This window comes from Streptomyces sp. NPDC002701, from assembly GCF_042889045.1.
In the GTDB taxonomy this organism is placed as follows: Bacteria; Actinomycetota; Actinomycetes; order Streptomycetales; family Streptomycetaceae; genus Streptomyces.
Genome location: NZ_JBIAQL010000054.1, coordinates 1 through 10,720 on the forward strand (window position 1 = coordinate 1; position 10,720 = coordinate 10,720).

Annotated in this window: 8 protein-coding genes and 1 pseudogene; 5 read left to right on the forward strand and 4 right to left on the reverse strand. The window is 68.1% G+C overall.

Going from position 1 to position 10,720, the window contains the following annotated elements:
• Positions 1-975: 975 nt before the first annotated feature.
• On the reverse strand, positions 976-1,581 hold the full coding sequence (locus ACFYXC_RS41405; protein ID WP_389558277.1) for an SMI1/KNR4 family protein: 606 nt from the start codon (positions 1,579-1,581) through the stop codon (positions 976-978).
• Between the two features lie 658 nt (positions 1,582-2,239).
• On the opposite strand from ACFYXC_RS41405, the gene ACFYXC_RS41410 reads away from it, so the two are divergent.
• Complete coding sequence (locus ACFYXC_RS41410) at positions 2,240-2,701, forward strand: hypothetical protein (RefSeq protein ID WP_389558279.1); 462 nt, start codon at positions 2,240-2,242, stop codon at positions 2,699-2,701.
• A 251-nt stretch (positions 2,702-2,952) separates the two neighbouring features.
• Here ACFYXC_RS41410 and ACFYXC_RS41415 read toward each other — a convergent pair.
• Together ACFYXC_RS41415 and ACFYXC_RS41420 are read right to left on the reverse strand one after the other, a co-directional pair.
• Positions 2,953-3,961 (reverse strand): annotated as a pseudogene (locus ACFYXC_RS41415) (IS481 family transposase); the annotation flags it as partial.
• A gap of 50 nt (positions 3,962-4,011) precedes the next feature.
• On the reverse strand, positions 4,012-4,410 hold the full coding sequence (locus ACFYXC_RS41420) for a VOC family protein (protein WP_389558281.1): 399 nt from the start codon (positions 4,408-4,410) through the stop codon (positions 4,012-4,014).
• A gap of 92 nt (positions 4,411-4,502) precedes the next feature.
• Here ACFYXC_RS41420 and ACFYXC_RS41425 point away from each other — a divergent pair, with 92 nt between their 5' ends.
• Entirely contained in the window at positions 4,503-5,492 is a 990-nt protein-coding gene (locus tag ACFYXC_RS41425) for a helix-turn-helix transcriptional regulator (RefSeq protein ID WP_389558283.1), read from the forward strand.
• Positions 5,493-5,913: 421 nt separating this feature from the next.
• Entirely contained in the window at positions 5,914-6,360 is a 447-nt protein-coding gene (locus tag ACFYXC_RS41430; protein WP_389558285.1) for a peptidoglycan-binding domain-containing protein, read from the forward strand.
• Positions 6,361-8,276: 1,916 nt separating this feature from the next.
• On the opposite strand, the gene ACFYXC_RS41435 is transcribed toward ACFYXC_RS41430, so the two are convergent.
• Positions 8,277-9,410 (reverse strand): IS110 family transposase, encoded by a 1,134-nt coding sequence (locus ACFYXC_RS41435; RefSeq protein ID WP_389558289.1) that lies wholly within the window; start codon positions 9,408-9,410, stop codon positions 8,277-8,279.
• 66 nt (positions 9,411-9,476) lie between these two features.
• On the opposite strand from ACFYXC_RS41435, the gene ACFYXC_RS41440 reads away from it, so the two are divergent.
• Entirely contained in the window at positions 9,477-9,878 is a 402-nt protein-coding gene (locus ACFYXC_RS41440; RefSeq protein WP_389558291.1) for a tannase/feruloyl esterase family alpha/beta hydrolase, read from the forward strand.
• A gap of 257 nt (positions 9,879-10,135) precedes the next feature.
• Entirely contained in the window at positions 10,136-10,591 is a 456-nt protein-coding gene (locus ACFYXC_RS41445; RefSeq protein WP_389558287.1) for a peptidoglycan-binding domain-containing protein, read from the forward strand.
• Positions 10,592-10,720: the final 129 nt, after the last annotated feature.

The window sequence follows — 10,720 nt, forward strand, 5'->3', positions numbered from 1 at the left end:
CAGCCGCTACCACGGTCTTCGCAAGACCCACGTCCAACACGTGCTGACCGGCATCGCCATCAACCTCGAGCGACTCGCCTCACGCACGCCACCACGGTGCCAGGGACCTCGGCACCCCACAGTCTTCCAGAGATACCTCGACTCACGCGGCTTGACCTGGGAATGCTGGTGGCGGCAAGGCAAATGAGCGCGATCCACAAGATCCCCGACAGAGTCGCTCACTGTCATCATGAATCTGAATGTGCTCAACGCTTTCAGCGTGTTTCCGCCCTGCTCGGAGATTCGCCTAGCGACTGCCGACCTGGTCCCGAGCTTCGACGAACCACGGCACCTCCGCGTTACCGTGCAGTTCATTGACTCCGCGGGCATGCAGTGGGAGCGAGACTCCCGCGGTGTCCTACAGGCTGGCCATTACTTGCCTTTCCTCCCGGAGAACGGTCCGCTCGAGAACACCCCTGTGAGACCGCTCAAGGAGTGCGGCTCGGATCAGTGACGTCTAGGGAATTTCGTTTGGATCACCGTGCGGACCACAGAAAGATGCCTGCGATGTGGAGTCCAGCCAGCCCCATCCGTGGGCGGCGAGCTGGTCTATCCGAACTTGCCCATCCGAAAAATACAGGCGTGAGCTCGACGTCGTATCCAGCAGGCGGGGCGGGCGCGCAGGTGCGCGGCTAAAACCGTCGGCTCGGGCGATGAATGTGCGAACACCATCGCCGTCGAGGGCAGCGACGGGCTGTGACGGCTGATACCCGACCCGCGCTACGACCTGCCAACCTGGACGGAGCCGTGCGGCCGGTTCAGCATGTCCAACAACCAGAACACACAGTCCATGAGGCTCTTCCCGACGTTCCGAAGGAACAACCGCGTCCTTGAAGGCGACAACTACTGGCTTGACGCAGAGAAGCCGTAACGCAGATAGCGCACGTCGGTGAGGCCGGGCGGATGATCCGCCCGGCCCCACCGACGTGTAGGGACTCAATCCCAGACCACCCGCCCATTCTGGACGGACGCCCGACGCCCACGCGTAAGTACACCGTCTCCACGGCCCTGTTCCAGCATGTCAGCCACGCCGGCTAGCAGCTCTTCCAGCGACGAGGCGTACCTCTTCGGGTAGTCGGTCTCGCGGTAGGCCAGCACCGGGACGCTCCCGTCCCTCTGCCCCGCGTCCAAGATCAGCCCGTAGTGGGCGTCCGCCTCGGCCAGGACCGGAATCCATGAGGACTCCCACCAATCCTCATCACCGATGTCCTCGGCGACGCGGAGGTTGTTCTGATACCGGTCAACGATGCTCCGGCAGTCGAGAAACACCTCACCACCGGGGAATACATTGGAATCAAGATGGGGAGTGAGCCGAACCCCTCCCGGAATCGAAATTCTGGAATCCTTCGCGGTGCTGCCGTTGTTGAACCGTAGCCACGTTTCCAACACCTCGGGGACCTGGCATCCCAGGGAATCGCGCAGTTCTCGGATATCGGCCTCAGTGGCCGGGGGATTGAGCGCCTGCGCACTAACGGGGGCATTCTCCTCCAGCCACCGGACAATCCGGGCCCACGACGACCTGACAGCATCCGCATGAGACATGAAATCTCCTTCCCGGTACAGACCGGCACGTTATCGCAGTCCCGACACTCCAACTGTCTTGGTCTTCAAACACCACCGCCACGACTGCGTGAACGTGCGCCGTGGACGGCACGGAGACCAGACCACAGCGTTATGAGACTGACGTGTCGTGTAGCGGCGAGAGCTGCGGCACCCTGGCCAGTCCTTTAGACGAGATCCTCCTTCACCGCCTCACACCGAATTGCGGCTTTTGATGAGATGACGGCATCAGAAATGCGCCGCTTCGGTGCGCACCACGAAGCGGGCGTCCCGTCGTGGTGGGGGTTCGAGGGTAGCGTCGTAGCCGAACAGCGCCTTGGCGGTGGAGCGGTGCCGCTCGCCGTTCCTCTTCGTGTTCTCGCTGGGAGGGTGTCGGGGTCGCGGTGGTCGCCGTCGCGGCCGTACCAGCCTGCGTCGGGATCGGTGGCCAGGTCCGGGCCGGTCGTGCGCAGGCCGCGGGAGTAGGTGCGCACGGGCGTGGCGTCGAGGGCGGTGGAGCCGTCCCAGTGCACGTCGAGGTAGGGGCATATCCGGCTGAGGGAAGCGTCGACGACGGCATTGCCCGTGCGCAGCAGGAAGGCTGCGTGTTGCTGCAACACGTCGGAGTCAGCGCCGGTCTGGAGGCGGCGGGCGGTGGTTCTTGGGCAGCGGCGATGAGCTGGTGGAACAGGCGCCGGACCACGGCGTGTCCAGCCTCGGAACCGCGGGCGTCATCGCCAACCGGCGGCGAACGCGCCCCGAAGCGGAGTACCGCGAGCCCACAGCTGAGGAGTGGGACGCCTTCGAGGGACACTTCGACTCCAGAAAGGTCGAGTTCGGCCTGTGCGGACGCCCCTACGGAAGCCCGTGCAACCACGAACACGCCTGTATCCGATGCCCAGTGCTGCAGGTGAACCCCGAGATGATCAAACGGCTTGAGGAGATCGAGCAAGACCTCCTCGACCGGCGAGAACGTGCTGAGCAGGAGGGCTGGAAAGGAGAGATCGAGGGCATCGACCTCACCCTCCAACTGTTGCGCCAGGAGCGACCCGACGCCACCCGATTCGCCCGCCGTGCAAACCGAGTTCCGCTCGGCATGCCTAGCGTCCGCCCCACGACCTAGTGGCCGGGCAACCGTGACTCGCATAGAAGGCTGCCTGGGCGGAAGGTACTCGGATCTGAGTAGTCGTACTCAGGCGGGCTGCTGATCGCCTGTCAGGGCATGGCGAACATGGAGTTGATTGCGGACCTCAGCCTAGATGTGGTGTCTCAGGACGTTGGTTCCACGGCGTCCTCGAAGGTGAGCTGCTGCGGGATCGTGTCGAGTGGCTTCGGCGGCTGGTCGAACACGATGCGGTAGTTGCTGCCGGAGGTCCGGCTGATGGGTGGCCGGCCTCCGAGCGCGGAGTGCGGGCGCTCGTGGTTGTAGTAGTTGAGGAAGTTCGCGAGCGCTGCCCTGCGTTCCTGCTCGGAGGTGTAGGCGCGCACGTAGGCCCACTCGCGGGCCAGCGTCCCGTTGAACCTCTCCACTTTCCCGTTTGTCCGTGGCGTGTACGGCCTGGTGCGCTTGTGCTTCGTTCCCGTCACGACCAGGGCAGCGGCCCAGGCGCGAGAGCGGTAGCAGGAGCCGTTGTCGGTGAGGACGCGGCGGATCGGCGTGATGTCGTGGGCGGCGAAGAACGCGACGGAACGATGCCAGAACGCGCCTGCGGTCACGGCCTTCTCGTCGTCCAGAGCCTCGGTGTAGGCGAGCCGGGAGTGGTCGTCGACCGCCGTGTGCAGGTACGTGTAGCCGACCTTTCCGGTACCGGAACCGGTGCGCTTGGCGGCCCGTGCGGCTTCGGTGCCGCGGTCGTGCATTCGCCAGCCACCACCGGTGGGGATGCCACCAAGTTTCTTGACGTCGACGTGGACCAGGTCGCCAACCCGGTCGTGCTCGTAGCGGACGACTTCGCGCAGTTGCTCGCCGGTGGGCGGATCGAGGTCGCGCAGGCGGCTGAGCCCTCGCCGGACGAGGACTCGGTGCGCGGTGGCCGGTGCCACGGTGATGCCATACAGCTTCTGCAGTTCGGCGGCGAGCCGGGCGGGCCCGTACTTGGTCTGGCGCCGCAGCGCCTCTACCAGATCGGCGATGTCCTCGCTCGTGCGGTTGGGCTGGCGATGGGCCGGGAGGAGCGATCCGTCAGGCCGTCCCCCCGAGGGCGAGCCAGCGGGCGTACCACTTGGCCAGGCAGCGGCGGGTAATTCCTGCTTCCGCAGCGACGTGTGCGATCGGACGTCCGGCATCGACCCGCAGGCACAAGCGCAGACGTCCTTCAGGGGTTAGCGGTGCGTTCCGATGTCCCCTGCTGGTGGCCCTCCTGGACTCGGCGGCCGCGTTCACCGGGAGCCCCTGAGATTTCGGGGCTCCCGCGTGAGCGGCTGTGCGTGGCGTCAGCGTGCGAGCTTTTCGATGGCCTCCGGGGTGACGGGGGTGAAGAAGTTGACGAGGTTGCCGTCGGGGTCGCGGAACAACAGCGACCGGTTGCCCCAGGGCATCGTGGTGGGCTCGTTGACGAAGTCGGTGACGAAGCCGGTCAGGTTCTGGTGAACGCGGTCCACGTCGTCGACGAGGAACTCGATGATCACGCTGTGGTTGTCCGCCGGGCGGGCAGAGCCCGGGGCGAACAGCGGGACGGTGCGGGTGCCGGCGATCGCGAGGGTTGCGCCCGCGGTCTTGAGTTCGGCGAAGTCCTCGGTGGCCCGTATCGCCTGCATCCCTGTAGCTCGCTCGTAGAACTCGACGAGGCGTGCGACCTCGCTGGTGATGATGCGGATCGAGACGAAGTCCATGGGTATCTCCTTCGCTGTGCTGGAGGCGTGCAGTCTCAGGCTAGGAGAAATAGTGGACAGAATCGGTCCCGTATTCGCGTTAGGCTGCGAACATGTCACGACCCACCGGCCGCGTGCTGAGACTCCTGGAGCTACTGCAGTCGGGCGGCACCCGGACTGTGGCCGAACTCGCCGACCGTCTCGGCGTCGAAGGGCGCACTGTGCGGCGGTATGTGGACCAACTGATCGACCTGGAGGTGCCCGTGGAGTCGGTGCGCGGCCGCTACGGCGGGTACCGGCTGGCTCCCGGGTACCGCTTGCCTCCGCTCATGCTCAGCGACGACGAGGCGCTGGCCGTGCTGCTCGGCCTGGTCGCCGGCCGCCGGGCAGAGCTGACGACGACGGAGCGCACGGCAAACGAGACAGCGTCAGCGAAGATCCGGCGGGTGCTGCCCAAGCACATCGCCCGCCGGCTCGACACACTCCTGGAAGCTCTCGCCTTCACGGATCAGCCCGGCGAGTTGGACCACCCGGACGCCGGGCTCCTGCTCACCATCGCCGATGCGGTGCGCCACCGCCGACCGGTCTCGATCCGCTACACCGACCGCGACGGACGGCACAGCGAACGCACACTGCACGCGTACGGGATCGTCGCCCATGCGGGCCGGTGGTACGTGACGGGCAAGGACGCCCAGGTCGGCGAGGACCGAACCTTCCGGCTCGATCGCATCGCAGCCGCGAGGGCCCTGCACGGCTCATTCGAAGCGCCCGTGGGTCCCAGTCCGGCACAACGCGTGTTGTCAGGATTCGCCACGGCCGAGTACAGGCATCAGGTCACCTTGCGGATCCACGGGACAGTTGAGCAGATCCGCGCCCACCTCCCCGCCAGCGTCGCGAGCCTGGAGGAGCACGAGCCCGCGGCCGGCCAGGACCCGGCGGCCGAGCACTGGCTGCGCGTCGAGCTACGGGCGGAGCGACTCGACTGGTTGCCTCCGGTACTCGCCTCACTCGACCGGCCGTTCGCCATCGACCACCCCGATGAACTCCGCGCCCTCGTCATCGCGCTCGCCGATCGCTTCACGTCCTATGCCCGCCAAGCCTGACAGGCGAAGAACCAACGTCATGAGACGGCACAGCTAGATCGCCCGCCGCGGCCGGGAGGGCGCCGCCGGCCTTCGTCCTCCACCTCCGGCCGGCTGATGAACTGACTGAGCGGCAACGTCGCCCTGTCCGGCCCGGCGGCACCGTGCGCGCCGGGTGCTGCGGCCAGCGTGGCCAGCAGCAGCGTGGCGGCTGACAGCCAGCCGTACGGGCGGCGACCGCCCCAGAGTCGCTCAGGCGTCCCGCTGAACTCGCTCAGCGAGTGCCGTCCCAGCAGGTCAGGCGATGGGGCGTCCCGCAGGTGCTTCATTTCTGCGTCAGCTGTGGCAGGACGTGTCGCCGAAGCCACAGTCTCGTTGCGCAGCCGGTCCGGTTCGGCCCGGTCGGTCCAAGCCACGCAGTACGGCAACGGAGGGCAAGAGTATGCGAGTTCTCGCGAAAGCATTCGTCGGTGCCACCACCGCGGTCGGGATCGCCGTCGGCGGCCTGGCGGCCGGGGGCACGGCGGTGGCGGCACCCGTGCCGCTCCAGCAGCAGGTAGTGAGCGCCCACGCCGTCGCACCGCTCGCGGTGAACAACCTGGGGCTGGACACAGCCCGGGCCAAGAACTGGCAGTGCTGGCTGCGTCTGGTCGGTTTCGATCCCGGCGCGATCGACGGACAGCTGGGTACCAGCAGCTGGAAGGCGGCGCAGCTTCACTTCAATCGCCTGGGCTACAACGCCGGTGCCGTCGACGGGATCGTCGGCGCCAGCACGATCAGGGCACTCCAGGCATACCTGAACTCCTACGGCTCCAACCTCGTCGTCGACGGGGTCGCCGGATCGGCGACCAGGACCGCCTTCTGGAACTTCAACGCCACCGGCTGCTGAACCGACCCGGCACGTACCCGCGTCGCGGTCGGTCCCCTCCCACCCGGGACGGAACCGACCGCGACGCGCCGCCTGTCTGATCACGCCGGATACTCGGCTGGTCGATGCCCGCCCACATACGGACCGAACTCGGGCGATGCTCACGGAAGCCAACCTGGTCATGGCTGCGCGAGGCTTCTTCGCAGTGCCAGCCGTTTCGCCCGTGAGGGGTGGGGGCGGTCCGGAAGATCCCGCGGCGGGTCATCCGGCGCGGTGCCACCACAGGTATGCGGGCTCCAAACAGGGGACGGACTGACCGAGCATGAACGCCGACACGTGACCGGCGGGACGACTCCCCGACCTCCGAGGCCCGCCCACACACTCGCTCGCCCGTCCCTTTCTCTTCATTCTTCCAGACCGGCGGGGTGTGGGGGTGTGCCGAGGGGGTTGTCTGCCTTGAATCAGGGCCGGTCGGGGTGCGGTGACCTACGGGAACGAGCCGGGCCGGAAGCGGGCGCCCTCCCTCATGGCCTACCCGATGCACTCCCTGCTGACCTACCTCCTGCCCTCCCTCATGTCCTCCCCATGGCCCGGAACTCCGGGGCGATGACGTCCCGGTCGCGCGCGGCCCCTGTCGACGCACGAGAAGGCCGGCCAGGCACCCGATCCCCCGACGTGCTCGCCGCGCCCGCCCGCTTCCCACCCACCCTTTTCTTCCAGGTGAGGCAGGCGCGGGGTGCTCTGAGGGGGATGTCAGCACCCCGACCACGCGACAACAGGCGTGGCCACCTGCGTAAACAACGCACGATCCAGAAGGGGTGCGCAACCTCCAGCGCAATTCCCTGCGCAACCCCGTACGCAACCTCCAGCGCAACCTGTCAGCGGTCGTGCACGGACCCTCGACGCGCGCGAGAAGCCCGGCCGGCTCGCTCCCCCGCGACTCTTCCCAAGGCCCGCCGCTCCCTCCCCTTCCCTCAGGAGAGGCGGACGAGGGAAGATCCAAGGGGGATGCCAGCACCCCGCCCACACCCTTACCGGCGCGTTGACCTGCATAAACGCGATACGACCTAGTGAGGGGTGCGCGTCAGACAGTGCGCCAGTTCAGGCGCCGCGTTCCGCGCCACATCGGGCGCCGGATGCTGCGACGAGCGGGGCCCTGTCAGTGGTGAAGGTCAGCTGGCTCCACCCCTGGAAGACCTGAGCCCAACACACGCTCCATGCTCCACCCGGTGGGGGCCCACCGGGCAGAGCGGTCGGCCCCCACCAGTCGTAGCCGACCCCGACCACAACCCCGACCATGACCATGACCACGGCAGGTCACGCCCATGGTCGGGGTCAGCGGAGGAAGGGCGCGCGGTCGCTGCGGGCAGGCCGTGACCGGGGCGCACGCGATGTCGTTGAAGTCGACGAAGCGTGTTTCCCGTCCCCCGCGTGGAATGCGTAAGCGACCCCCGGTGACGACGCCCCCCGGGGGTCGCTGCTTTCACCACCCAGGCCACACGGTTGCGCAGCCGAATGTGCAGCCCTCTGCACACTCGCGCTGCGCATGCACGGCCGCGCTGCACAGTCACCGCCGCGGTGAACCCTTACCACCGGCCTTACCGGTCCCCCGCCGGCCCTTACCGCTGCTCTCCCCATCCCAGCTCACAGCCCTGCCTGTCCGGGCGGGGCAGATCCGGCCCGGGCCCTGCAGGAGGGAGCCTGCACGTGCCCACCACAGGCGCGCACCGACTGCGCAGCCGGTGCGCACAGGGCGAGGGGCGACTGCGCAATCCCGTGCACGGTGCGCAGGCTGCGCAGTCAGTGCGCACAGGACGAGAGCCGCTTGCACAGAGCAGACCGGGCGCTGCGCAGGCGGCCGGCTGCACGCCCGGCAAACCGTTCCGGCGCACCGTGCCCCGCAGCTTGCCTCAGCCACTGATTCTTAATGCGGTCTGTCAAGCCGCGAGAGCGATGGGCGGCACGAGTTCGTAGGTCCGTCCGTCGCGTAGGAGGGCCCAGAGGACGTTGACCCGGCGGCGGGCCAGGGCGAGGACGGCCTGGAGGTGGCGCTTGCCTTCGGCTCGTTTGCGTTCGTAGAACCGGCGGGACTCATCGCTGTGACGGATGCTGAACAGTGCGGAGATGTAGAAGACTCGCTGGAGTCGGCGGTTGTAGCGTCGCGGCCGACGGAGATTGCCGCTGATCTTGCCGGAGTCGCGGGGCACGGGAGCAACTCCGCCGAAGCCGGCGAGACGGTCAGGGGTGCCGAAGAGACTCATGTCTCCGCCGGTCGCGGCCAGGAAATCGGCACCGGGGATCACGCCCAGGCCCGGCATGCTGGTGATCACTTCGAAGTCCCGATGCTCGCGAAACCGGGCCTCGATCGCCTTGTCGAGCTCGGCGGCCTGCTGGTTGAGGGCTATCACTTCCCGCGCGAGCGTGTGCACCATCTGAGCGGTCAGTTTCTCGCCGGGCAGGCTGGTGTGCTGGCGCCCGGCAGCCTCCAGAGCCGTCTCGGCGAGCCGGTCAGAACGGAGGACCTTGCGGTTGCGCAGCCATGTCTCTAGCCGCTTCCTGCCTGTCCGTCGGATGGCCGCCGGGGTCTGGTAGCCGGTCAGCAGCATGAGCGGGCCGGTGTTGGTCAAGTCCAGAGCCCGCTCCAGGCCGGGGAAGATGCCGCTGAGTTGGGCGCGGAGCCGGTTGACGGTGCGGGTGCGGTCGGCGACCAGGTCCATGCGACGGCCGGTGAGGATCCTGAGGTCGGTGACGGTCTCGTCGCCGATGCGTAAGGGGTGCAGGTCGCGGCGGATGCGGACTTGATCCGCGATGACGGCGGCGTCCTTGGCGTCGGTCTTGCCTTCGCCGCGGTAGCTCTCGGAGGCGCGGTGGATGGCCCGGCCGGAGATGTAGTGCACCGACTGCTCGTGGTCGGACAGGATCGTGATGGCCAGGGCGGCGCCGCCGTCGGCCAGGTCGATGCCCCAGGTCACCTCGTCTCCCAGGGCCAGGACGTCGGTGAGGAGTTCGAGGAGTTCGGGCAGTTCTGGGACCAGTGGGTCAAGTACTTCCTGACCAGGGACCCGGGCCAGAACTCGCTCGCCATCGATCCGAGCCGCCCCGGGAAGTGGCTCGACCGGATCAGCGAGCTGTCCACGATCCAGGACCGCAACAACGCGGATCTCGGGCCGTTCGCCCGGGCCGGCGGCAAGCTGATCATGATGCACGGTGCCGCGGACGAACTGGTCTCCTCCCGTTCGACGGACGACTACTACCAGCGGGTGCGCGACGTCCTGGGCCCCTCGTCGACGCGGGCGTTCATGCGGTACTACGTCGTGCCCGGTGCGAATCACGCGAACTTCGACACCCCGGCGTTCGCCGCCGGCTGGGATTCGCTCTCCGCGCTCGAACGCTGGGTGGAGAACGGACAGTCGCCCACCGGTCCCGTGGTGGCCGACGTGGCCCACGACCGGACCCGTCCGTTGTGCGAGTACCCGGACTGGCCCCGGTACCGTGCCGGCGATCCGGACAGCGCGTCGAGCTTCGTCTGCGGTCACTGACCGGTCCACCGCGGGGTTCCGCCGCCGCACCGTCCGAGACACCCGAGGCATCCGGCCGCGGCTCCCTCACCGGGGCCGGATCGCGCGGCGCCGCCCGTCCCGCCGTCGTCCCATCGCGGAGGCCGGGCTCCCAGTTCAGGGCGGGGAGCCCGTCCCACCGTCCCAGGACGACCCGTTTCCTTGCAGGTCATCGGTGTGCCCTGCCAGCGTCGAGCCCGGTTCGACACCAGCAGTTCCACCGAACGAGAGGGAAACGCATGCGACCGAACGTCCTGAAGAGGTCGATCGTCAGCGTCACCGCCGTCGTCGGCCTGGCGGCGGGGACCCTGGCGGGCGCGGGCACGAGTTTCGCGGCGCCCGCGCCGGCCTCGAAGGCGGCGGTGAGTTCCGAGGCGGTCTCCGTGCTCGCCACGAACAACTTCGGCCTCAGCAGCGCGCAGGCCAAGAACATCCAGCGCTTCCTGGCGCAGAGCTGGGACTACAACGACAGCATCGACGGACAGCTGGGCACCAACAGCTGGAAGGCGTTCCAGCGCTGCCTGAAGGAGTACTGGGGTTACACCGGCGCGATCGACGGCGACCCCGGCACCAACACCATCAAGGCACTGCAGCGACTGCTGAAGGAGTACTGGGGTTACACGGGCGCGATCGACGGGGACGCCGGAGACGGCACCCGGGCCGCGTTCAAGCGCATGGCCAACGGTCACGCGTAACCCGCGGGCAGTGCTGCCGACGGCGTGGCCCCCCCGGGGCCCCCGGGGGGGACCCCCGCCCCGGACCCGACGGTGGTTTTGGGGGGCCCCGGCATGGTGGGGGGGGGCGCCGGGGGCCGCCCGGGGGGC

What these genes read in the sequence shown, in the direction of transcription:
- ACFYXC_RS41405 (WP_389558277.1), bottom strand. Translation starts at nt 1,581, where the DNA reads ATGTCTCATGCGGATGCTGTCAGGTCGTCGTGGGCCCGGATTGTCCGG.
- ACFYXC_RS41420 (WP_389558281.1), bottom strand. Translation starts at nt 4,410, where the DNA reads ATGGACTTCGTCTCGATCCGCATCATCACCAGCGAGGTCGCACGCCTC.
- ACFYXC_RS41425 (WP_389558283.1), top strand. Translation starts at nt 4,503, where the DNA reads ATGTCACGACCCACCGGCCGCGTGCTGAGACTCCTGGAGCTACTGCAG.
- ACFYXC_RS41430 (WP_389558285.1), top strand. Translation starts at nt 5,914, where the DNA reads ATGCGAGTTCTCGCGAAAGCATTCGTCGGTGCCACCACCGCGGTCGGG.
- ACFYXC_RS41445 (WP_389558287.1), top strand. Translation starts at nt 10,136, where the DNA reads ATGCGACCGAACGTCCTGAAGAGGTCGATCGTCAGCGTCACCGCCGTC.